This window comes from Neisseria sp. P0008.S010 (genome assembly GCF_051962715.1).
In the GTDB taxonomy this organism is placed as follows: Bacteria; Pseudomonadota; Gammaproteobacteria; order Burkholderiales; family Neisseriaceae; genus Neisseria; species Neisseria elongata.
The window spans coordinates 1-21,939 of sequence record NZ_JBQCVA010000002.1; the positions used below are offsets into that span (position 1 = coordinate 1).

22 protein-coding genes are annotated in these 21,939 nt (G+C 52.8%); 12 read left to right on the forward strand and 10 right to left on the reverse strand.

Going from position 1 to position 21,939, the window contains the following annotated elements:
- Positions 1 to 149, forward strand: a 149-nt coding sequence (locus ACTHSL_RS00890) for an integrase core domain-containing protein (protein WP_440380068.1), incomplete at its 5' end; no start/stop codon positions are given.
- A gap of 269 nt (positions 150 to 418) precedes the next feature.
- On the opposite strand, the gene ACTHSL_RS00895 is transcribed toward ACTHSL_RS00890, so the two are convergent.
- From ACTHSL_RS00895 to gatC, 10 genes are all read right to left on the reverse strand, one after another.
- A complete protein-coding gene (locus ACTHSL_RS00895; RefSeq protein WP_440379987.1) occupies positions 419 to 955 on the reverse strand; it encodes a peptidoglycan-binding protein in 537 nt (178 codons plus the stop codon).
- A gap of 140 nt (positions 956 to 1,095) precedes the next feature.
- Positions 1,096 to 2,541, reverse strand: a complete 1,446-nt coding sequence (gatB, locus tag ACTHSL_RS00900; RefSeq protein ID WP_440380069.1) for an Asp-tRNA(Asn)/Glu-tRNA(Gln) amidotransferase subunit GatB — start codon at positions 2,539 to 2,541, stop codon at positions 1,096 to 1,098.
- Between the two features lie 74 nt (positions 2,542 to 2,615).
- Positions 2,616 to 3,068, reverse strand: coding sequence for a hypothetical protein (locus ACTHSL_RS00905; RefSeq protein WP_440379988.1), 453 nt, complete (start codon positions 3,066 to 3,068; stop codon positions 2,616 to 2,618).
- A 22-nt stretch (positions 3,069 to 3,090) separates the two neighbouring features.
- On the reverse strand, positions 3,091 to 3,711 hold the full coding sequence (locus ACTHSL_RS00910) for a trimeric intracellular cation channel family protein (protein ID WP_440379989.1): 621 nt from the start codon (positions 3,709 to 3,711) through the stop codon (positions 3,091 to 3,093).
- Between the two features lie 496 nt (positions 3,712 to 4,207).
- Positions 4,208 to 5,080, reverse strand: a complete 873-nt coding sequence (locus ACTHSL_RS00915) for a VirK/YbjX family protein (protein WP_440380070.1) — start codon at positions 5,078 to 5,080, stop codon at positions 4,208 to 4,210.
- Positions 5,080 to 6,537: an Asp-tRNA(Asn)/Glu-tRNA(Gln) amidotransferase subunit GatA gene (gene gatA, locus ACTHSL_RS00920; RefSeq protein WP_440379990.1), complete on the reverse strand. Its 1,458-nt coding sequence runs from the start codon at positions 6,535 to 6,537 to the stop codon at positions 5,080 to 5,082. The genes ACTHSL_RS00915 and gatA overlap by 1 nt, the downstream gene beginning before the upstream one ends.
- Before the next feature lie 68 nt (positions 6,538 to 6,605).
- On the reverse strand, positions 6,606 to 7,184 hold the full coding sequence (locus tag ACTHSL_RS00925) for a hypothetical protein (protein ID WP_440379991.1): 579 nt from the start codon (positions 7,182 to 7,184) through the stop codon (positions 6,606 to 6,608).
- Positions 7,185 to 7,426: 242 nt separating this feature from the next.
- The gene (locus tag ACTHSL_RS00930; RefSeq protein WP_440379992.1) at positions 7,427 to 8,179 is read right to left on the reverse strand and encodes a WGR domain-containing protein; all 753 of its coding nucleotides are present in this window, start codon (positions 8,177 to 8,179) and stop codon (positions 7,427 to 7,429) included.
- Between the two features lie 84 nt (positions 8,180 to 8,263).
- Positions 8,264 to 8,752, reverse strand: a complete 489-nt coding sequence (locus tag ACTHSL_RS00935) for a hypothetical protein (RefSeq protein ID WP_440379993.1) — start codon at positions 8,750 to 8,752, stop codon at positions 8,264 to 8,266.
- A 25-nt stretch (positions 8,753 to 8,777) separates the two neighbouring features.
- Positions 8,778 to 9,068, reverse strand: a complete 291-nt coding sequence (gene gatC, locus ACTHSL_RS00940; RefSeq protein ID WP_040665683.1) for an Asp-tRNA(Asn)/Glu-tRNA(Gln) amidotransferase subunit GatC — start codon at positions 9,066 to 9,068, stop codon at positions 8,778 to 8,780.
- Positions 9,069 to 9,264: 196 nt separating this feature from the next.
- On the opposite strand from gatC, the gene ACTHSL_RS00945 reads away from it, so the two are divergent.
- From ACTHSL_RS00945 to serS, 11 genes are all read left to right on the forward strand, one after another.
- The gene (locus ACTHSL_RS00945; RefSeq protein ID WP_049248438.1) at positions 9,265 to 10,308 is read left to right on the forward strand and encodes a rod shape-determining protein; all 1,044 of its coding nucleotides are present in this window, start codon (positions 9,265 to 9,267) and stop codon (positions 10,306 to 10,308) included.
- 18 nt (positions 10,309 to 10,326) lie between these two features.
- Positions 10,327 to 11,202: a rod shape-determining protein MreC gene (gene mreC, locus ACTHSL_RS00950; protein ID WP_440379994.1), complete on the forward strand. Its 876-nt coding sequence runs from the start codon at positions 10,327 to 10,329 to the stop codon at positions 11,200 to 11,202.
- 6 nt (positions 11,203 to 11,208) lie between these two features.
- Positions 11,209 to 11,712, forward strand: coding sequence for a rod shape-determining protein MreD (gene mreD, locus ACTHSL_RS00955; RefSeq protein ID WP_440379995.1), 504 nt, complete (start codon positions 11,209 to 11,211; stop codon positions 11,710 to 11,712).
- On the forward strand, positions 11,709 to 13,763 hold the full coding sequence (gene mrdA, locus ACTHSL_RS00960; protein ID WP_440379996.1) for a penicillin-binding protein 2: 2,055 nt from the start codon (positions 11,709 to 11,711) through the stop codon (positions 13,761 to 13,763). The genes mreD and mrdA overlap by 4 nt, the downstream gene beginning before the upstream one ends.
- Positions 13,760 to 14,866 carry a rod shape-determining protein RodA gene (gene rodA, locus ACTHSL_RS00965; protein ID WP_440379997.1) on the forward strand — a complete coding sequence of 369 codons (1,107 nt, stop codon included), beginning with the start codon at positions 13,760 to 13,762 and terminating at the stop codon, positions 14,864 to 14,866. Before mrdA ends, rodA begins: the two co-directional genes overlap by 4 nt.
- 137 nt (positions 14,867 to 15,003) lie before the next feature.
- Positions 15,004 to 15,495, forward strand: coding sequence for a DUF456 domain-containing protein (locus tag ACTHSL_RS00970; protein WP_283113191.1), 492 nt, complete (start codon positions 15,004 to 15,006; stop codon positions 15,493 to 15,495).
- 100 nt (positions 15,496 to 15,595) lie between these two features.
- The gene (locus ACTHSL_RS00975; protein WP_440379998.1) at positions 15,596 to 17,221 is read left to right on the forward strand and encodes an ABC-F family ATPase; all 1,626 of its coding nucleotides are present in this window, start codon (positions 15,596 to 15,598) and stop codon (positions 17,219 to 17,221) included.
- A 64-nt stretch (positions 17,222 to 17,285) separates the two neighbouring features.
- On the forward strand, positions 17,286 to 18,068 hold the full coding sequence (locus tag ACTHSL_RS00980) for a WGR domain-containing protein (RefSeq protein WP_440379999.1): 783 nt from the start codon (positions 17,286 to 17,288) through the stop codon (positions 18,066 to 18,068).
- Between the two features lie 60 nt (positions 18,069 to 18,128).
- Positions 18,129 to 18,845 carry a DUF6882 domain-containing protein gene (locus tag ACTHSL_RS00985; protein ID WP_440380000.1) on the forward strand — a complete coding sequence of 239 codons (717 nt, stop codon included), beginning with the start codon at positions 18,129 to 18,131 and terminating at the stop codon, positions 18,843 to 18,845.
- A gap of 184 nt (positions 18,846 to 19,029) precedes the next feature.
- Complete coding sequence (locus ACTHSL_RS00990; protein WP_440380001.1) at positions 19,030 to 20,442, forward strand: SLC13 family permease; 1,413 nt, start codon at positions 19,030 to 19,032, stop codon at positions 20,440 to 20,442.
- Between the two features lie 122 nt (positions 20,443 to 20,564).
- Positions 20,565 to 21,857: a serine--tRNA ligase gene (serS, locus tag ACTHSL_RS00995; RefSeq protein WP_440380002.1), complete on the forward strand. Its 1,293-nt coding sequence runs from the start codon at positions 20,565 to 20,567 to the stop codon at positions 21,855 to 21,857.
- Positions 21,858 to 21,939: the final 82 nt, after the last annotated feature.

Here is a 21,939-nt window from a genome sequence, read left to right on the forward strand (position 1 = left end):
AAAAGCAGAGTTTTGACAGTCCGGAACACCGGCAAAAGGAGCTGTGCCGATTTGTGAACTTTTATAACACCGTGAAGCCGCACGGTAGCTTGGGCGGCGATACGCCGTTTGAGGTTTTGCAGGCTTACTTTTCTCAACCTGTGGTGTAAACAACGCGGTTATTTTCTACATATAAGATACTCTCTATTTTTAAAGGAAAATTTATGTGCGGCGATGGCAGCTGCGCCTAATGCTTCATCGTTTGAAAAGTTGATCATAATTATTGACTCGGATGAATAAGGCCGTCTAAAAAATCAACTTTCAGACGGCCTCTATCTTCGGAATACAGTCTACAACGGATAACGGCAGCCGATATAGCCTTTATCTGAATCACCCCTTAGTACATCTGCTTTAAAGACAGCAGCAAAGCCAAAATATTTCAATATCTTAACTTTTTTCTAGGGTCCGCTATCGATTTTTCGACAGCAGGGACATCATAGCCCAATGTATCCCGTTTTTTAGCTGTCGTTTTGGGTGTGATGTTTTGTCCCATTAGCTGTTGCGTCAGCTCTTGAAGGTTTTCCTGATATTTCTGACGGTATCGTGAATGCAGGTTGGGATATTGCGGCCAATCAATTTCCAGATAGATGGCGTTGTTGCGAATAGCGACATACTGCCCTTCTACTTCTTTTCCATCTAAGGGATTGGCAAGGTGCACCTTAAACGGCAAGCGGTAACGGTAAGTAATGTTGTCGATCTTATTGACAAAACGTCCCACATTTTCTTCTTCTGCACGTTCATTCGGATCAAGATAACCGGTGAAATTTTCCGGAATCCAACGCGAAAAATCCAACGATGACGCCTTGCAATGCAATACATCCTGTACTGCTTGAGGAGTAAAAGGCTGATTGTCGTCATTTTTTGCAAATGAGGTAGCCGTTGCCAGCAATAGCACTGCAGGTAATACTATTTTCATCTTATCCCTTGATTTGTAATGGCTTAAAGGCCGTCTGAAAATCAAGCTTTAACAGAATTAAAGCCTATGCCCTGCTTTCAGACGGCCTGGCAAGACTGGCTGAAAACAGATGAATGATTTTCAGGCAGCCTTTATCTTACTTAAGCCAACTTCGCTTTAATCAGTTCCTGCACCTGCGCGGGATTCGCTTTGCCTTTGCTGGCCTTCATCACTTGTCCCACAATCGCATTCAGGGCTTTTTCGTTGCCGGATTTAAATTGTTCCACCGCTTTGGCGTTGTTTGCCAGCACTTCGTCCACCATGGCTTCAATCGCGCCGGTATCGGTCATTTGTTGCAAACCGTGTTTTTCAATGATTTCGGCAATGGAGGCTTCGGGTTCAGCCCACATGGCTTCGAAGGCTTTTTTCGCTAACTTGCTGCTTAATGTGCCATCGGCGATTTTGCCCACCAACGCGGCGAGGCGTGGGGCGGTAATCGGGCTGTCGGCAAGTTCCATGCCTTCTTTGTTCAGCGTGGCGGCGAGTTCGCCGTTCATCCAGTTGGCAGTCAGCTTGCCTTGTCCGCTGGCTTTGGCGGCTTCTTCAAAATAGGCAGCCTGCACGCGGCTGGCGGTGAGCAGGCGCGCGTCGTATTCGGACACGCCGTAGTCCGCCACGAAACGCGCCGCCATTTCTTTTGGCAGCTCGGGCATTTCTGCTTTTGCTTTTTGCAACTGGTCGTCTGAAATGATGACGGGCAGCAAATCAGGGTCGGGGAAGTAGCGGTAGTCGTGCGCGTCTTCTTTCAAACGCATCACGCGGGTTTCGCCTTTTTCTGGGTCAAACAGCATGGTCGCCTGCTGTACTTTGCCACCGTCTTCCAAAATCTCGATTTGCGCTTCCACCTCGTAATTAATCGCCTGTTCCAAGAAGCGGAAGGAATTGAGGTTTTTAATCTCGCGGCGCGTGCCGAATTCCGCTTGACCTTTCGGGCGCACGGATACGTTGGCATCGACGCGGAACGAGCCTTCCGCCATATTGCCGTCGCAAATGTCCAGCCAAGTAACCAAACCGTGCAGGGCTTTGGCGTAGGCAACGGCTTCGGCGGCGGAGCGCATCTCAGGTTCGGAGACCACTTCCAACAGCGGCGTGCCGGCACGGTTCAAGTCAATACCGGTCGCGCCGTTCAAGCCTTCATGCACGGATTTGCCCGCATCTTCTTCCATGTGTGCGCGGGTTACGTTGATGGTTTTCACCGCGCTGCCGACCACGATTTCCAATTTGCCGTGTTCGACAATCGGTAAATCCAACTGGCTGATTTGATAGCCTTTTGGCAAGTCGGGATAGAAGTAGTTTTTGCGGTCGAACACGTTTTTCTGGTTGATTTTCGCATCCAAAGCCAAGCCCAATTTGATGGCTTTTTCAACGACTTCTCGGTTCATTACCGGCAGCACGCCCGGTAGCGCGCATTCCACCACGCTGGCGTGCGCATTGGGTTCCGCACCGAATGCGGTCGATGCGCCGCTGAAGATTTTGGATTTTGTGTTGAGTTGGACGTGGATTTCCAGTCCGATTACGGTTTCCCAGGTCATAAGGGGTCTTTCTATTAAAGAAGGGTTAATCGGTTTGGCTAGAGGCTACCTGAAAAACCGTATTGTATCTTTCAGACGGCCTTTTGCCGCTATTTTTTGTGCGGCTGTGAATCGGGCAGCAGCCATTGCGGTATCAGCACGGCGTACACCGTCATGAATACGGCGTATATCAGATGGAACAGCCATCCGTCCCCCCGTATCCAAAGCGCAAAGCTTATGGGGCGGTAATATTCCGGATTAAACAGGCTCGAGGTCAAGATGAAAAACAGCGCAACGGAATACGGCAGGCTGATGAAAAACGCGGCGGCGGCAAAGCGTTTTTGCCAGCGTGTACATTGTGTTCGGCAACACCATGAGGCAAGCAGCACAATGGGCGGCGCGAATACCAGTATCAACGCCAAGCCCGTGTTGAGCAGGCCTGCCATGCCGTCAAACGAGTCGCGGTCAAACAGTTCGACCAACAGCAAAAATGCAAACAAGGTAATCGGCATGGCGAGTGCGGTCAGCGTGAAGCCGCGCCATATTTTCCGGCAGGGGTACATTTTGATTTTCCTTGTTTTGCCGCTATTTTCTGCGCGGCTGGAAGCCGGGCAGCTGCCAGTGGAAGCGGTAGGCGGCCAGCCGCAGGGCAAGGCCGGCGGCAAACAGCAGGTGCAGGGTGAAGGCGTTTATCCAGCCGATCCGCGCGAGGAAATACATCAGCCCGCCGATAAAGATGGCGACGCTGCCGTAGAGGTCGGAACGCAATATGATGGGCACGTCGTTCACCAAAATATCGCGGGCAATGCCGCCGCCCACGGCGGTGACGAAGGCGAGCACGATTACGCCGAACAGGTTGAGCTGCAGGCCGATGCCGATTTGCGCACCGGTGATGCTGAAGGCGGCCAGGCCGATGGCGTCGGCAATTAGGAAGGCGGCGGCAAGGTGGGTACGGCGGTAGCGTTGCACGTGCAGCAGCCAGGCGATAACGAGGGTGGCAAATACCACAATCAGCGCGTCGGTGTGCCGGAACACCTGCGGCACATGCCCCACCAGCGCATCGCGCATCATGCCGCCGCCCACGGCGGTGAGCAGGGCGGTGATGACCACGCCGAGCACGTCGAGCCGCTTGCTGTAGCCGACAAGATAGCCGGACACAGTGAAGGCAGCGGTGCCGATGATTTGGATGAAGTCGGTGGTGGTCATGGTTTCAGGTAACCTTATTGTTGGCTGATATGTCAGCGAAATTCTATCGCAATCCAGATCGTGAAAATCACAGCTTAATATACTTTCCAATCTTGGGTTTTGCCAACGGCAATTCCTGCTTCCTGCAGAATTGGTACGGTAGGAGGCAATGTTATCCACACCGATGATATCAGCCGAGGGCTTTACCGTTTCTACAGCGGCATCCAGTTGCAGCCAAACATCGCCGGCGATGCACCATTCGGCCATGCCGTGCGTCGGTATTTCATCGGATTTTTCAATCCACTTTCCATACCATGGCAGCAATATAGCCGGGTACATTAAGCATGGATATTAAATGATTGGTTAAATTAATTTTTTTATAGTAATCTTGCCATTGGGTTGCAACAATATCTGTTCCCCAATGATTTCAATACTGTAAAACAAGGCAAGCCAGCCACTCCTTTTCAGACGACCTGTTTACTTCTCCGGATGAAAAAGGCCGTCTGAAAACGCAGAGTCAAGTCTTCTGAAAGCAAGCCTGCATCTCGGCCGCCATGTTATCCAGCATTTGGTAACGTTTGCGGTACATCGAACGTTTTTTGCTTTCGATTTCCGCCAAGTCTTTTCGCGGCGGGATTTGCGGCAGATGCCAGTAGCCATCGCTTTTGAGCGTTGCGCCGTTCTCCTGCCAAAACAGGTCGTAATTCATTTTGACCCGTTTCTTCAGCCGCCAGCGCAGTTTGACCTGATGCTCTTGGGCAATGCCGATAACGCCGCCCAAATTGAGTGATGTCGAAAAATATTGCAGGGCAGTTACCATCAGCTGCTGCGGGCGCAGACCGTGGAGTTGTTTGGTCAGGCTGCGGACAAGGTCTTTAGCTTCTTCCCCTGCGGGGCCTTGGATAGAAGCGGCCAGCAGTTTGCCGTCAACTAGGGCGAAAGTAGCCATGTAGAGACGTTTTCCTTCGCTGTCGCGCAAGGATAGCGACCACATTCCTTCATCCACGCAATTATCGTTTCGGTTCAGCCATAAAGTCAGGCCGTCTGAAAGATGCGCCAGAACGATATGGAATTTGCGCGTCGTCATATTGGCGAGCGTTTCCTGCCCGAACAGTTTTTCGGCTGTCAGCAGGTCTTCTTTCATGACTTGCAGCCTGCGCCGTCTGTTGAAACGCTGATCGACAAAGGCATGTATCAACGGATAGGCATCTTGCGGCCGCCTTTGGAAAAAGGTACGGCGCGGCGCAGAGGCGTTGACAAATGTTTCAAAATCTTTGACATGCTGTCGTGCAAACAACCTGCGTAAGGAGAATTTCAAATGCTGGATTCGAAATTTCGGCGCATCCTCATATACGGTTTTGAAATCGGGAAAAACAAACTGCTCCGGCATCATGCGTTTCCATCAGGGGTTTTGGTATGCCAATCGCTCGCCAACTGCACTTGATGCGCTGCGCCAAGGATTTTGGCTTCAGAGAAGTGGTTGCCGATAAATTGCACTCCGATGGGCAGTCCGCTGCTGCTGAAACCTGCGGGCAGGGTCAGGGCGGGCAATCCGGCCAGATTCACGGCGATGGTGTAGATGTCGGAAAGGTACATCTGCACGGGATCGTGGATGTCACTGCCGAGTTTGGGGGCGGCGGTGGGCGCAGTCGGGGCAAGGATGAAATCACATTGTGTGAAGGCCGTCTGAAAATCGTTGGCAACGAGGCGGCGCAGTTTTTGGGCTTTCAAGTAATAGGCATCGTAGTAGCCGTGCGACAACACATAAGTGCCAATCATGATGCGGCGTTTGACTTCGCTGCCGAAACCTTCGGCGCGGGTGTTGCTGTACATTTCTTCTATATCGCTGAATTGGGCGGCGCGGTGGCCGTAGCGTACGCCGTCGTACCGTGAAAGATTGGTGCTGGCTTCGGCAGAAGCGAGGACATAGTAAGCGGGGATGGACAGGGCAGTTTGTGGCAGGGAAACTTCAATGGTTTCCGCACCTTGCGCTTTTAAAAGGTCGATGACGTTTTGCAAAGCAGCCTGCACATCGGAATCCGCGCCTTCGCCGAAATATTCTTTAGGCAGACCGATTTTCATGCCTTTGAGGGGTTTGTCCAAATCGCGGGTGTAGTCTTCTTTGTTACGTTCCAAACTGGTGGAATCGCGCTCATCGAAGCTCGCCATCGCATTGAGCAAAATCGCGCAGTCTTCGGCGGTTTGCGCCATTGGGCCTGCTTGGTCGAAACTGGATGCGTAGGCAACCATGCCGAAGCGGGAAACCGTGCCGTAGGTGGGTTTGATGCCGGTGATACCGCAGTGTGAAGCAGGCTGGCGGATAGAGCCACCGGTATCTGAACCGAGCGCAACAGGAGCAAGGCGTGCAGCAACGACGGCTGCGGAACCGCCGGATGAACCGCCTGGGACGTGCTCAGGATTCCACGGATTTTTGGTTGCGCCGTAGAACGAGGTTTCATTGGTCGAACCCATGGCGAATTCGTCCATGTTGGTACGACCGAGCGTTACCATGCCTTCGTCGAGCAGGTTTTGGACGACGGTGGCAGTGTAGGGGGAGACGAAGTTGTCCAGCATTTTGGAGCTGCACGCGCTGCGCCAGCCTGTTTGACAGAAAATATCTTTGTAGGCGATGGGTACGCCGGTGAGCGCCGTAGCGTTACCTTGTGCAATACGAGCATCGGCGGCACGGGCTTCGGCGAGAGTTTTATCTTGGTCGAGGGTGATGTAGCCGTTGATAGCCGGGTTCTGCGCAGCAATGGCGGCGAGGTATTCGGTTGCCAGTTCGACAGCGGAGATTTGTTTGGATTGCAGCAGTTGGTTGGCTTGTTTGAGGGTGTATCGGGTCATTTTCGGGTCTTTCGGTTGAAAATAATTGGGAATTTAAAGGGGGGGATGGGGTGCAGGCTGCCTGAAAGCTAATTCTGTCTGCCAATCCATTCGGCAGGCAGTGCACTATCGTGCATTTCCAAAACAAATCCCTGTATTTCATCGGGATAGCGTTTCAGGATTTCGGCCAAAATGTCGCGGTAGATGCGCCGGATGAATATGTTTTCAAATTCGCTTTCCACATCAAATCCAACCAAATCGGCTTCACCGTCTGCCAGTGGTACGATTTGCCAGTCTCGGTATTGTAGTGGCGGCGGCAGGTCGGTTTCTCCTTCATCGGCAGCATACCATGCCTGATACCAGTCGCCGAGCTGTGCCAATTCCGCCTCGCCGCCGATGCCTTCTGTGCATTCGCCGTTTTCCCAATCGTCGGCGTAATCCCAGCATTCTTCTTGGTAGTCGGCAATATCTGCCATAAACGCCTGCGGGTCGGGCAGGGCTTCGCCGATACCGAGTTCGAAACTCGCACCTTCTTCGCAGCCGTGTACAAACAGCCATGCAAAGGCTTTGGCACTGCCGGTTTTCTGCCGGAACGCGCGGATGCGGTCAGCAAGGTGGATGATGACGGGTTCGAAAACTTCGGGGGTATCGAGGTTTAACGGGGTCATTATGATTCCTTCGGTTCATTTATAGGCCGTCTGAAAATCCTGATAGCGGCGGTTTGCAAACAGGCTGCCTGAAAACGAGAAATACCGGCAAGGCGAACCTGCAGTTTTCCACTCTTTCCCCAATCTTCTTTCATAGATGGGTGGTAGCCGAAATCCGGCCTGCTTCGGGACTTGTACTAATCCGTATCCTGTGGGCGCAGTAGGCTGCCGTACCATCCTTTGGCCAATCCGTTTTTTTCAGACTACCTGAAAGCTGTAGTTTCAGTGGCGAAGCGTTGCAAATCATCTGCCATTTGGCGACTGATTTCAGACCGCGTATTCGCAGCACACCAATCGCGTAGTTGTGCCAGCACGTCAAGCCTCTGTATGGCAAGCAGGGTGAGCTGTTGCAATTCAAGTTTCAGGCGGCCTGTAATTTTAATGCTGCCAAATGCAGTGGCAATAATCACTTTATCGGATGGGTAAACTTCAGTTTCTTGCTGTTTGCATAGTTCCGCAATACTTTCTGCAGCTTGGTCTAACTGGGGAGGCAGGTAGTCCATACCCCAATATTCACAAATCAATTTCTGCGGAAAAGCTAATGTATCCAAATCGGCATTTTTGCGGAAAGCTTGTTCAAGCTCATACAAAGCATCGCTGCCTTCGTCACTACCGAACGGAGCCTCTTCGTTACCGCAATCGTAGTAGAAACCATCGGTTAAGTATCGGACAAAGTGTGGGTGCGAGGTTTTGCGATGTGGACCGTAATCTTCATCGTCAAAATAAAGGCGGTCGATGAAATTAAAATCGGATGCAGGTTTGTAGCCTTTTTTAGTCTTTTGTAGGATGAGTTTGTCAGCAGCTTTTTGACACTCGGTTTCATCGGCGTATTCGGTAATTTGGAAACGTCCGTTTGTACCGAGTTTGCCGAAATTAACCATGATGTCATTGCCGGCAGAATCAATAATCCAAAATTTTTGAGATTTATCGTCGGTATATATGAAAGCCTGCTTCATAGAAATGCCTTTCAGGCCGTCTGAAAGAGTAGATATTGCTTTACAGACGGCCTGCTTATGCAAAGCAAAACATCTGATGCTTGTTTATTTCACGCGGCGGCACACGGTTTCCACCATTTTGCCGCTGTGCATTGCTTCTTCGGAATCTTCTTTTTGCACCTGCTCAATGACTTCCTGCGGCATTTTTTCAGGGCTATCGTAATCGTGGATATCGGCGCGCTCTTCAAGCTTGCCGTTTTTTCCGAACAGTGCAATCGCACTCATGACAGACTGCTTGGGCTCTTGGCAGTGCACCCAATCCAAAATCAGCATATGGGCATGTTTGCCTGCGCGGGCAGGCTGATGCAGCGTGACGGTTGAATACCAACCGTTGCCAAGATTTTTTACACTGGCCGGATAGAGCGATGCACTGTATGTGCCATCCGGGGTTTCGTAGTCATACAAATGCACGGTTTTACCCGAACGGCTGGCAAGCAGGGCAGCGGATTTGTCGTTACCACCCTGGTTCGGTGCGGCATGAGCACTAACGGCAAATGTGCCGAGCAGTAATGCTGTTAAGATTTTGTTCATCATTGACTCCCTAAAAATTAAATTCAACTTATTCTTCAATCACCTGAGGCACGATATACAGACGATTGCGAACTTCGGGGGCCACAGCTTGATATTCGGCGGCATGGTCGGTTTCGGTAACGGCATCTTCACGCAGGCGCAGCGCGGTTTCATGCGGGTGCGGCATAGGCTCTACTCCGTCTGTATTAACAGACTGCATTTTCTCAACCATAGCGAAAATGTCGTTCAACTCGGACAAAGTTTTCGTTTTCTCGTTTTCTGTCAAACTCAAGCGTGACAGCTTGGCAATTTTTTCCACATCAGACAAATTCAAGGCCATGAAAAATTCCTTAAAGATAATTAGCAATATTGGCGAATTAAGGTATGATAGCGCGTTTTCCGAACTACTTCGGGCGCGGGATTATAACCGAAACCTTCCCTGCCATTAAAGATTTCCGCTTTTCAGACGGCCTGTCGCGCTTGATTCAGGCCGTCTGAAAATGTGTTCAATACATTGTTACCATTCAGGATTACTCATGTTTCTGCGTTTCATCACACGTTATTTCTCCAATGATTTGGCTATCGACTTGGGCACCGCCAACACTTTGATTTACTCCAAAGGCAAGGGCATCGTTTTGGACGAACCTTCAGTGGTGGCCATGCAGATTCACCCCGACACAGGACAACGTTCGGTTTTGGCCGTCGGCACTGATGCAAAAAAAATGCTCGGCCGCACGCCGGGCAGCATCAAAGCCATCCGCCCCATGAAGGACGGCGTTATTGCTGAATTTACCGTAACCTCTGATATGCTGAAGCATTTCATTAAAAAAGTAACCAATAGCCGTTTTGCCGCCACCCCGCGTATCGTCATCTGTGTTCCCTGCGGCTCTACCCAGGTAGAAAGAAAAGCGATTCAAAACTCAGCCGAAGAAGCCGGTGCATCAGCTGTCTATCTGATTCAAGAACCTATGGCTGCAGCGATAGGTGCAGGTTTGCCGATTGACGAGCCGACCGGCTCAATGGTGGTCGATATCGGCGGCGGTACAACCGAGGTGGGAGTAATGTCTTTATCCGGCATGGTATATTCCCATTCGGTACGTGTCGGCGGAGATGCCTTTGACGAAGCGATTATTAACTATGTCCGCCGCAATTACGGGATGCTGATTGGCGAAGCGACTGCCGAAAGCATCAAAAAAGAAATCGGCACGGCATTCCCGGGCATGGAAGTCAAAGAAATCGAAGTCAAAGGCCACAATGTTGCCGAAGGCATCCCGCGTTCGTTTACCATTTCCTCCAACGAAATACTTGAAGCCATTACAGAGCCGATCAATCAAATCGTACAATCTGTAAAAACCGCACTGGAAAAAACCCCGCCCGAACTGGGGGCCGACATTGCCGAACGCGGCTTGGTACTGACTGGTGGCGGAGCATTATTGAAAGGATTGGATCGGCTTTTGGCTGAAGAAACCGGATTGCCCGTTATGATTGCCGAAGATCCGCTGACCTGCGTGGCACGCGGCACAGGCCGCGCATTGGACTTGATAGGCCGTCTGAATTCCATTTTTGCTCCGAACCCCTAATTTCCGCCGTTACCCGCCATGTCCAAATCGCTTAGTTTTACCCGCAGTTATCGCGAGCGTCCCGTCAATCGGTTGATTATCCTGTCGATAATCAGCATCCTGTTGATGGTATTGGACAACCGCTATGCAGCCGTCCGCCAACTCAAAGCTTACTTGGCCACCGCACTGCAACCTTTGCAATGGCTGGCCGACCAGCCTGTCGCACTGTATGACTACGGCAGTACATTCCTGCAATCACAGCAAACGCTCATTCAGGAAAATCAAAGACTGCAAACCGAAAATATGCGCCTGAGCACCGCCATCCGGCAAAACGACGTACAGCAGCTTCAGCTGGCAGAATTGAAAAAACTCAACCTTTTAGCCGGCAGCGGTATCGGCAACAGCACGGCGGCACAAATTGTTTCAAACGGCAAAAATCCCTTGTCTGACAAATTATTGTTAAACAAAGGCAGCAACGACGGACTGAAGGCCGGCGATGCGGTAATCGACCAATACGGCCTAATCGGCCAGATCTCGGCAGTGCAGCCTTTTAATGCCGAATTAACCGTACTCACCAGCAGTCAGACAGTCGTTCCCGTAATGGTGGCGCGTACCGGCGTACGCAGTTTGGTCTATGGCGACAGCAACCAGGTTTCCCTGCGCTATTTCCCATTAGATGCCGATTTGCAGCCTGGCGATTTACTGGTTACATCAGGAATGGATTCTGTCTACCCTGCTGGCATTCCCGTGGCCAAAGTGGAAAGTGCCCTGCGTTCTTCCGGAACGCCTTACTACCGCACAACCTTATCCATTCCTGCCGCCATTCGCAGCAGCAAATATGTTTTGGTATTGCCGCAAATTGAAGAACTGTCGATTCAGACGGCCTCTTCCGTTGCGGCATCCTCTCCCCAATAAGAACCCATGACTGATTTTGACGACTTTCACAACCGGATTCCCAAACGTCTGATTGCCGCCACTTTTGCTGCTTCCCTGCTGTTTGACCTGATTCCGTTTCCTGCCGCATTGTCTTTCTGGCTGCCCGAAATGACTGCCCTGAGCCTGCTGTATTGGGGGCTTAACCGTCCGCAATCGGTCGGCCTGTTTACCGCGTTCGCCTGCGGCCTATTTCTGGATACCGGTATTGCCCTACCACTCGGACAACATGCGCTGGCCTATGTCCTGATGGTATTCTTCATTCAAAAATACCAACGGCGCATTATCCTGCAAAGCTATGCTTTTCAATCGGTTACTGTCTTTATCGCACTAACCGGAAGTCAGCTTACACTGCTGATTATCCGCCTGATAAGCGAACACCGCCTCATCGGCCTATCCGGACTTTTAGCCCCTGTTGTGGGCGCATTGGCCTGGCCGATGCTGAACAAATTGATGCTGGCCGTCCTGAACCTGCACCGCCGCCGCCGATGAAAACACTCCGCCACATTTCGCGTCCAGGCAATGACAATGCCTCCATCCAGCGTGACTTCCGTATCAGACTACTTGCCGCCTTTCTGTTTATCTTCGTGTTATTCAGCATCTTGGCGGCACGCTTTGTCCATCTTCAAATCCACAAACGGGACGAATTTACCGCCCAAGCAGCCTCCAACCGTATTTCCTTAATTCCTACGGCACCGATACGGGGAGAAATCGTCGATGCAAACGGCGTCGTGCTGGCGCACAACTATCCGGCTTACTCATTGGAAATCGTACCCAGCCAAATCAAAGGCAAGCTGGATGACACCATCGCCGTCTTAAAAACACTGGCCGACATTACCGAAGCTGATTTAAACCGTTTTCAGAAATTCCGCACCGAATTCCGTTCCTACGAAAAAATCCCGCTCAAGCTGAAACTCACACCGGACGAGGCATCACGTATCGCCGCCCGCTTATATGCACTGCCCGGCGTGGAAATCAACGCCCGAACCTTCCGCGAATACCCTTATGGGGAATTGACCGCACATTTCCTGGGCTACATCGGCCGCATCAGCGATAAAGACCAATCCAAACTGGCCGAAGAAAAAATGGGCTCACTGTATCGGGGCAGCACCCACATCGGCAAATCCGGCTTGGAAGGTTTTTACGAACGCCAGCTGCATGGCTTGCCCGGCTACCGCGAAGTGGAAAAAGACGCCTACGGCAACATCATCCGCACCCTGCGCACCGTCCCACCGCAAAACGGCCAAACCCTGAAACTGGCAATGGACATCCGCCTGCAACAAGAAGCCGTCCGCCTGATGCGCGGCAAACGCGGGGCCATGGTGGCCATCAACCCGCAAACAGGCGGCGTACTGGCTTTTGTATCCAACCCGTCTTTCAACCCCAACCTCTTCATCGACGGCATCGACAGCGAGAATTGGAAAGCATTGAACGAAAACTGGCAAAAGCCGCTCATCAACCGTGTTACCCAAGGCCTGTATCCGCCGGGTTCCACTTTCAAACCATTTATGGCCATGGCCCTGCTCGAAAGCGGCAAAATTACCCAATCATCCGTGATTCCCGCCCCCGGCGCATGGAGCATTCCAGGAACCAAACATATGTTCCGCGACTCTGTCCGCAGCGGCCACGGTTCGGCTAACTTAAGCAAAGCCATCCAAGTTTCCTCGGATACCTTTTTCTACCGCCTCGGATTTGAAATGGGCATTGAGAAAATCCGTCCGTATTTGGCGGAATTCGATTTCGGCCAACAAACCGGTATCGATTTGCCGAACGAATACCGCGGCGTTCTCCCCTCGCCCGAATGGAAAGAAAAACGGTTTTCCAAGTTACCGCCCGAACGGCGGCGCTGGAACACGGCAGAGATGGTGCCGATCAGCATCGGCCAGGGCTATAACGCCTATACCCCGCTGCAAATGGCGCACGCCACCGCCACCTTGGCCAACAACGGCGTGGTTTACCGTCCGCACTTGGTCAAAGAACTGCTGGATCACAATAAACAGCAAATCACCCTGATCGACCCTAAACCGCAGCGCATCCTGCCGTTCAAGCAAAGTAATTTCAACTACGTCAAAGCGGCAATGACTAAAGTACTGCAGCCGGGCGGAACCGCACGAAAAATCGGCGTGGGTCTGAAATACAGCATGGGTGGTAAAACCGGCACTGCCCAAGTAGTGCAAATCGCCCAAGGTAAAAACTACAATGCCGCCGCACTGGCCGAACAACACCGCGACCATGCCTGGTTCATTGCCTTCGCACCGACGGAAAAACCGCAAATCGCCATTGCCGTGATTTTGGAAAACGGCGGCTGGGGTGCCAATGCCGCCCCCTTGGCCCGCGGGCTGAGCGATTATTACCTGCTCAAACTCAAATCAGGTGGAGACCACGACACCCCGGTGGACAACTACAACAAAACAGGCGTGGATAACCCCCTGCTGGCAGGCAGCGGCACCGTGAGGCCGTCTGAAAACAAAATCACCGAAGCCTTCCGCACCATCCATAACCCTGAAGCCGCACATTCGGCCGCCTCGGAAGCCGCACCATGACAGAAGAAAACATCCTGTTGAAACTCAAACGCCTGATTTGGGATCCGATGGATGCCTGGCTCTTTTACGCCATGCTGATCATCTACATCATGAGCCTGTTCCTGCTCTACTCGGCCGACGGCCAAGACATCGGCCGGCTGGAAAGCAAGACCATGCACACCATCATCGGCTTTGTCCTGCTGTGGATTATTGCCCGTATCAAGCCGCAAACACTGGCTGCCTTTGCACCGCCCGCCTACATTCTCGGCGTACTGCTGCTGTTGGGCGTGCATTTTTTCGGCATTACCGTAAACGGCTCTACCCGCTGGCTGAACCTCGGTATCCGCATCCAACCTTCCGAAATCATGAAAATAGCCCTGCCGATGATGGTGGCCTGGTATTTCCAACGCCATAGCGGCAGCCTGCGCTGGCATCACTACCTGATCGCACTGATATTGGTCATGGTGCCGGTCATGTTGATCCTCAAACAGCCCGACCTCGGCACGGCCACCCTGATTATGGCTTCCGGCCTGTTCGTCGTCTTCTTCGCCGGACTACCGTGGAAAGTCATCTTCGCCTCTGTCGTCCTCTTTATCTGCGCCCTGCCGTTGATGTGGAACTACGGCATGCACGATTACCAAAAAACCCGCGTCCTCACCCTGCTCGATCCGACAAAAGACCCGCTTGGCGACGGATACCACATCATCCAATCCATGATTGCCATCGGTTCGGGCGGCGTTTGGGGCAAAGGCTGGCTCAACGGTACGCAAACCCATCTCGATTACATCCCCGAATCCACCACCGACTTCATCTTCGCGGTATATGGCGAAGAATTCGGCCTGATCGGCAACCTCCTTCTGCTGTTGATTTACCTGGTCATCCTCGGCCGCGGGCTCTACATCGCCTCACAGGCACACAACCTCTATAGCCGCACGCTGGCTGGCGCGCTGACCATGACTTTCTTCTGCTATGCCTTTGTCAATATGGGCATGGTCAGCGGCATCCTACCCGTGGTCGGCGTACCGCTGCCGCTGGTCAGCTACGGCGGCACATCCACGTTGTCCATTATGATCATCCTCGCCCTCTTGATGGGCATCGCCAATCAGAAAAACAAACGGCATTAGGCCGTCTGAAACCACCCTTGCAATCGGCTCTCCCGGCTCTTTCAGACGGCCTTGATATGGTTTTCCCTCTTTAACACACCATCAAGGCCGTCTGAAAAACATATTTCCCCACCAGCCGTTTAGAAAGTACCCGCATCATGGCACCCACCCTGCTCATCATCCTCGGACTGATCGCCTTAGTTATCGGCCTCCTCGGCACGATATACCCCGCCCTTCCCGGACTGATCCTCATGTTCGTCGGAGCCTGGCTGCTCGGATATGCGGACGACTACGCCACCATCGGCGGCGGCACCCTGATTGCCATCGGCATCTTTACCGCCGTCGGCACGGCAACCGACTTCGTAGCGGGTATGCTCGGCGCAAAATTCACCGGCGCAAGTAAAGAGGCCGTCTGGGGATCGTTTTTCGGCGGCATTGCCGGTGCCTTTTTCGGCATTCCCGGCCTGCTGCTCGGCCCGCTGCTCGGTGCCGCAATCGGAGAATTCCTCGCCCGCAAAGATGCCTGGCTGGCAGGGAAAGTCGGCATCGGAGCCTTTATCGGCTTCATCTTGGGCGTAGTAGCGAAAGTCGGCTGTGCCGTCGCCATTCTCCTGACCCTGTTGGGCGTATGGCTTTACAGCCTGTTTTAAGGCCGTCTGAAAAATTCCAAATCCGGCACGTTATCGGGCGTATGCCCTCTTATGCTACAATCCGCCGATTTTTGATTTCCCTATTTGAAAGAGCTATTCCATGATTTCCACCAACAACATCACCATGCAGTTCGGCGCGAAGCCGCTGTTTGAAAACGTCTCCGTCAAATTCGGCGAAGGCAACCGCTACGGCTTAATCGGCGCGAACGGTTCGGGCAAATCCACCTTCATGAAGATTTTGGGCGGCGATTTGGAGCAGACCAGCGGCGAAGTGGCGATTGAACACGGTGTGCGGCTGGGCAAGCTGCGCCAAGACCAGTTTGCCTATGAAGACATGCGCGTGCTGGATGTGGTGCTGATGGGGCACACCGAAATGTGGGCGGCGATGACCGAACGCGACGCGATTTACGCCAACCCCGAAGCCACCGAAGAAGACTATATGCACGCCGCCGAACTGGAAGCCAAGTTCGCCGAATACGACGGCTACACCGCCGAAGCGCGCGCCGCCGAGCTGTTGAGCGGCGTAGGCATTGCCGAAGAACTGCACAACGCCACCATGGCGGAAGTTGCCCCCGGCTTCAAGCTGCGCGTGCTGCTGGCGCAAGCCCTGTTCTCCAAACCCGACGTGCTGCTGTTGGACGAGCCGACCAACAACTTGGACATCAACACCATCCGCTGGCTGGAAGGCGTGCTGAACCAATACGACAGCACCATGATTATCATCAGCCACGACCGCCACTTCCTGAACGAAGTCTGCACCCACATGGCGGATTTGGACTACAACACCATCACCGTTTACCCCGGCAATTACGACGACTACATGCTCGCCTCCGCCCAATCCCGCGAGCGCGCGCTGAAAGACAACGCCAAAGCCAAAGAAAAATTGCAGGAACTGCAAGAATTTGTGGCGCGCTTCTCTGCCAACAAATCCAAAGCCCGCCAAGCCACCAGCCGCTTGAAACAGGCCGACAAAATCAAAGCCGAGATGGTGGAAGTAAAACCGTCCACCCGCCAAAACCCGTATATCCGCTTTGAAACCGACGAGAAAAACAAACTACACCGCCAGGCCGTGGAAGTGGAAAACCTGGCCAAATCGTTCGACAAAACCCTGTTTGAAAAACTGTCTTATATTCTGGAAGCAGGGCAACGCCTCGCCATCATCGGCCCGAACGGTGCAGGCAAATCCACCCTGCTGAAACTCTTGGCCGGCGCGTTTGACGAAAAACTTTCCGATGTCAAACCCGATGCAGGCTGCATCAAATGGGCGGAAAAAGCCACCATCGGCTACTACCCGCAAGACCACGAAAACGATTTTGACTGCGACATGGATCTGACCGAATGGATGCGCCAATGGGGGCAGGAAGGCGACGACGAACAAGTGATTCGCGGCACGCTCGGCCGTTTGCTGTTCGGCAGCAACGACGTGGTGAAAAAAGTGAAAGTGCTCTCCGGCGGCGAAAAAGGCCGCATGCTCTACGGCAAACTGCTGCTGCTGCGCCCCAACGTGCTGATTATGGACGAGCCGACCAACCACATGGACATGGAAAGCATCGAGTCGCTGAACATGGCGCTGGAAAAATACAAAGGCACGCTGATTTTCGTGTCGCACGACCGCCAGTTTGTTTCATCGCTCGCCACGCAGATTATCGAGCTGGACGGCAAAGGCGGATATGAATATTATCTGGGCGATTACGAGAGCTATCTGGCGAAAAAAGGGATTGAGTAAGACAAGTGCAGGCTGCCTGAAAAAAGCAGCCTGCACTTTTTCAAAATAAATGGAGACTGATTGGATGACATATTTGGAATACCGCGATGAGCAATCCGAAAAATTCTGGCAAATCGATATAGACGGCAACAGCCACACGGTTACCTTCGGGCGCATCGGCACGAAAGGGCAGAGCAAAACCAAATCTTTCGCCAGCGCGGAAGAATGCGAAAAAGATGCCACCAAACTCATCCAATCCAAAAAAGCCAAAGGCTATGCCGCGCCGGGCGAAACGCCGCAACCCAAAGCCCCTGCCAAAAGCCTGCTGCAACAACGCTTTGCCTTGTCAGACGAATATGACGGCTTGGTTGCCGAAGCAACGCTTTGGGGCAACGCCGTCCCCGTCGTGCTGGATGCTGACGAATTGTTAGACGAATACGACGGCGACGAAGACGCGCTTTACGACCCCGCCGCCGTGGAAAAACTATTCAAAAACAAAATCCCGTATAAAAAGATTGAAGCGGTGCTGAAATGGATTGAAAAGAACCGTAAAAAGATGATTGATTTCGCACTGGATTACGAAGATTTTGTCGATGTGTTCAACGATTGGGCCGCACAAGAAATCGCACAAAAAGGCAAAGCCGTCCTGCATGACGGCACGGTTTTGACTGCCGAAACGGACAGGCAGGCCGTCATCGACAGCATCTGCCTATCCGGCGTATCCCTATGGGTGGATTTTGACGACAAAACCGTCAGCGATTTCAGCATCGATTTATCCACCGAACAGCCCGATTATTTCGGCGGACACACACTCACCATCGAAGTGGACGAAGACAAAGAAATGTCCTTCGGCGGCATGAACGGGTAAGGCCGCCCACCCTATTGAGGCCGTCTGAAACATTATTTTCACATTGATAAAGGAACAATTATGTTCGGATTATTCAACGGTTCAAACACCGACATTGTGGATGACATCGAAGCCGTTCTGCGCCCCATGGCGGGTATGGCGATTGCCAAAAAATTTGCCCTGCACGATATCGTTGGCGATGTGGAGACATGGCAGGCGGATTTGGAATCGGCAGTTTTGCTGCTGAATGAAACCGAATTCCGCGACATCCAAATCATCGGCACTTACGCCTTCGACGATGGCACTTGGCTTTGGGCTTGGGGCAACCAAGGTTCGGATTTTGCCGAAAACATCGTGCGCGACAGCTTTGCATTGCAGCGATACGGCAAGGAAAACGGCATCGCATGGCTAACCGAACGTACGTTTGAACTGGAACAGGACGATGTGGAAGCGGTGGCTGCCGTTGCCGTCGGCATCGTGCAGGCGGACGGCTATTATTTGGCATTCCACGATGCGGGTATTGCCGTATTTGCCCTGCGCGATCCGCGTTTGAAACAAGCATTGGCCGCCGAGAATCCTGCCCGCGCCACTGTCGTCATTCCCGAGATGGTGGCAACGTTTGTGCTGTATCGGCAGCATGAGGCCGTTGCCGAATATCTGCGCCAAGCAGGTTATCAAATTGAGCAGAGCGAAAACGGCAAACACATCGGCATCACGGCGCAACGCAATGGCAGCGTGCTGAAAGCCGATTTTGAAGACGGCTTCTTTCGTGATTTGTCTGCCCAACTGCAAAAATAATTTTTCAGACGGCCTCCAGACGTATCAAAAGCAGCAACCGCTGTAAAGGCCGTCTGAAATAATATTTGCGATGTCTGAAAATCCCCTTACTTTAATTTTTTGCCATTTCATGTAAATTCATGTTATCGTGCGCACACCGAAGCTTAGTCTTTCGGCAAGAAGAACTCATTAGGAGAGATTTTCCATGACAAACAAACCTCAAACCGACCAACAGCCGGAAAACGTGGAACTATTGAGCGCGCAAGCGCCGATAACCAATTTCCGAGGCCTGGTTATCGCCATCGTTGCCACCATTATCAGCGCCGTGCTCTATCAAATCCTGCCTTATGACGAAAATGTCAATAAAGGTCTGACCATCTTGGCATTTGTCGCCATTATGTGGTTTACCGAAGCCGTACACATCACGGTAACCGCATTGATTGTGCCGCTTTTCGCCATTTTGTTCCAAGTTCCCGAAATGGGCACGAAACAAGCATTGGCAGGATTTTCCGACCCGATTATTTATGTCTTCTTCGGCGGATTTGCTCTGGCCACCGCGCTGCACATGCAGAAGCTGGACCGGAAAATCGCCATCTGGCTGATTTCCCTTTCGCGCGGCAACACCTTTATCGCCGTGCATCTCCTGTTTGCCGTTACCGCCTTCCTTTCCATGTGGATCAGCAACACGGCCACTGCCGCCATGATGTTGCCGCTGGCCATGGGTCTGATGAGCCATCTGGATAAGGAAAAAGACCGCAATACCTTCGTTTTCGTCCTTCTCGGCATCGCCTATTGCGCCAGTATCGGCGGTTTGGGAACCGTAGTCGGCTCTCCGCCGAACGCCATCGCCGCCAAAGCCTTGAATTTGGATTTCGCCGGCTGGCTGAAATTCGGCCTGCCGATGATGCTGGCACTGTTGCCGCTGATGCTGTTCTCCCTGTTCGTCGTCTTAAAACCCAATCTGTCGCAACGGGTCGAAGTGGAAAAAGAAGACATTCCGTGGACACTGCACCGCGTGATTGCCATGCTGATTTTTATCACCGCCGCCGTAGCCTGGGTGTTGGGCGACAAGCTGAAAAAACAATTCGGCATTGACAGCCCGGATGCGTTCGTCGCCCTTACGGCAGCCGTTGCCGTGGTAATTTTCGGCGTAGTGCGCTGGCGCGAAGTCGCCCGCAATACCGACTGGGGCGTTTTACTGCTGTTCGGCGGCGGTATCGCTTTGAGCAACCTGTTGCAAAAATCGGGCGCATCGGCCGCATTGGGTAACGAAATGGCTTCCGCTTTCGTTGCCGCCCATCCGTTTGTCGTGATTTTGGCCGTATCCGCCTTTATCATCTTCCTCACCGAATTTACCAGCAACACCGCCTCCGCCGCCTTGCTCGTGCCCGTTTTTGCCAGCGTGGCCGAACAAATGGGCATGCCGAAAGAGGTGATGGTACTCATCATCGGTATCGGCGCGTCTTGTGCCTTTATGCTGCCGGTGGCCACACCGCCGAATGCCATCGTGTTTGGCACGGGGCTGGTTACGCAGAAAGATATGCTGCGGGTCGGTATGCTGCTCAACATCCTCAGTATCGTCCTAGTTTCAATGTGGGCATACTTCTTCCTGCGCTAAAATCCTGAAACCGTATTAAAGGCCGTCTGAAAGTGAGTTTCAGACGGCCTTTCGGTTTTTTGCCGCTGTAAAATCGTTTACAATACCGCACATTCCTTGACAAACCATCCAACGGACATCCCATGTTAGACATCCAACAACTCCGCAGCGACACAGCCGCAGTCGCCGCCCGCTTGGCCGCACGCGGTTTCCAATTCGACACCGCCCGCTTCGAAGCCCTGGAAAACAAACGCAAACAGCTTCAGGTCAAAACCGAAGAATTGCAGGCCGAGCGCAACAGCGAATCGAAAAAAATCGGCATGCTCAAAGGCCAAGGCAAACACGAAGAAGCCGAACGTGCCATGAATGCCGTGGCACAAATCAAAACCGACTTGGAACAGGCCGCCGCCGAACTCGAAGCCGTGCAGGCAGAACTCGAAGCCTGGCTGTCCGCCATCCCCAACCTGCCGCATGAAAGCGTACCCGTCGGCAAAGACGAAACGGAAAACGTCGAAGTACGCCGCGTCGGCACACCGCGCACATTTGATTTCGACATCAAAGACCACGTTGATTTGGGCGCACCCTTAGGCCTGGACTTTGAAGGCGGCGCGGCACTTTCCGGCGCCCGCTTCACCGTAATGAAAGGCCAAATCGCCCGCCTGCACCGCGCACTGGCGCAATTCATGCTCGACACCCACACGCAGCAACACGGCTACACCGAATACTACACGCCCTATATCGTGAACGACAGCACGCTCTACGGCACGGGGCAACTGCCTAAATTCGGCGAAGACCTGTTCCACGTTACCCGAGGCGGCGACGAAGGCAAAACCACGCAATACCTGATTCCTACCGCCGAAGTTACCCTCACCAACACCGTGCGCGACAGCATCGTGCCGTCTGAAAAACTGCCGCTGAAACTGACCGCCCATTCCCCCTGCTTCCGCAGCGAAGCCGGTTCGCACGGCAAAGACGTGCGCGGCCTGATCCGCCAACACCAGTTCGACAAAGTGGAAATGGTGCAAATCGTCCGCCCCGAAACGTCTTACGACGCACTGGAAGAAATGGTCGGCCACGCCGAAAACATCCTGAAAGCCTTGGAACTGCCCTACCGCGTCATCACCCTCTGCACGGGCGACATGGGCTTCGGTGCGGCCAAAACGTATGACTTGGAAGTTTGGGTGCCCGCGCAAAACACCTACCGCGAAATCTCAAGCTGTTCCAACTGCGAAGACTTCCAAGCCCGCCGCATGAAGGCCCGCTTCAAAGATGAAAACGGCAAAAACCGACTGGTGCACACCCTGAACGGCTCCGGCCTGGCAGTCGGCCGCACTTTGGTGGCCGTTTTGGAAAACCACCAAAACGCAGACGGCAGCATCAACATCCCCGCCGCCCTGCGTCCTTACTTAGGTGGTTTGGAAAAACTGGAAGCATAAGCAAGCCGTCCCGTCGAATAAAGAAGCCGTCTGAAAACCTTGAAACGGGTTTTCAGACGGTCTCTCTTCAGAGTCTGCCGAC

Excerpts from the sequence above, each read along its gene's own strand:
- mrdA (WP_440379996.1), top strand. The coding sequence starts at position 11,709 with ATGAAAACACTCCGCCACATTTCGCGTCCAGGCAATGACAATGCCTCC.
- ACTHSL_RS00975 (WP_440379998.1), top strand. The coding sequence starts at position 15,596 with ATGATTTCCACCAACAACATCACCATGCAGTTCGGCGCGAAGCCGCTG.
- ACTHSL_RS00910 (WP_440379989.1), bottom strand. The coding sequence starts at position 3,711 with ATGACCACCACCGACTTCATCCAAATCATCGGCACCGCTGCCTTCACT.
- mreC (WP_440379994.1), top strand. The coding sequence starts at position 10,327 with ATGTCCAAATCGCTTAGTTTTACCCGCAGTTATCGCGAGCGTCCCGTC.
- ACTHSL_RS00925 (WP_440379991.1), bottom strand. The coding sequence starts at position 7,184 with ATGACCCCGTTAAACCTCGATACCCCCGAAGTTTTCGAACCCGTCATC.
- rodA (WP_440379997.1), top strand. The coding sequence starts at position 13,760 with ATGACAGAAGAAAACATCCTGTTGAAACTCAAACGCCTGATTTGGGAT.
- ACTHSL_RS00970 (WP_283113191.1), top strand. The coding sequence starts at position 15,004 with ATGGCACCCACCCTGCTCATCATCCTCGGACTGATCGCCTTAGTTATC.
- ACTHSL_RS00905 (WP_440379988.1), bottom strand. The coding sequence starts at position 3,068 with ATGTACCCCTGCCGGAAAATATGGCGCGGCTTCACGCTGACCGCACTC.
- mreD (WP_440379995.1), top strand. The coding sequence starts at position 11,209 with ATGACTGATTTTGACGACTTTCACAACCGGATTCCCAAACGTCTGATT.
- gatC (WP_040665683.1), bottom strand. The coding sequence starts at position 9,068 with ATGGCCTTGAATTTGTCTGATGTGGAAAAAATTGCCAAGCTGTCACGC.
- ACTHSL_RS00895 (WP_440379987.1), bottom strand. The coding sequence starts at position 955 with ATGAAAATAGTATTACCTGCAGTGCTATTGCTGGCAACGGCTACCTCA.
- ACTHSL_RS00930 (WP_440379992.1), bottom strand. The coding sequence starts at position 8,179 with ATGAAGCAGGCTTTCATATATACCGACGATAAATCTCAAAAATTTTGG.
- ACTHSL_RS00980 (WP_440379999.1), top strand. The coding sequence starts at position 17,286 with ATGACATATTTGGAATACCGCGATGAGCAATCCGAAAAATTCTGGCAA.
- ACTHSL_RS00990 (WP_440380001.1), top strand. The coding sequence starts at position 19,030 with ATGACAAACAAACCTCAAACCGACCAACAGCCGGAAAACGTGGAACTA.
- ACTHSL_RS00935 (WP_440379993.1), bottom strand. The coding sequence starts at position 8,752 with ATGATGAACAAAATCTTAACAGCATTACTGCTCGGCACATTTGCCGTT.
- serS (WP_440380002.1), top strand. The coding sequence starts at position 20,565 with ATGTTAGACATCCAACAACTCCGCAGCGACACAGCCGCAGTCGCCGCC.
- ACTHSL_RS00985 (WP_440380000.1), top strand. The coding sequence starts at position 18,129 with ATGTTCGGATTATTCAACGGTTCAAACACCGACATTGTGGATGACATC.
- gatA (WP_440379990.1), bottom strand. The coding sequence starts at position 6,537 with ATGACCCGATACACCCTCAAACAAGCCAACCAACTGCTGCAATCCAAA.
- ACTHSL_RS00915 (WP_440380070.1), bottom strand. The coding sequence starts at position 5,080 with ATGCCGGAGCAGTTTGTTTTTCCCGATTTCAAAACCGTATATGAGGAT.
- ACTHSL_RS00945 (WP_049248438.1), top strand. The coding sequence starts at position 9,265 with ATGTTTCTGCGTTTCATCACACGTTATTTCTCCAATGATTTGGCTATC.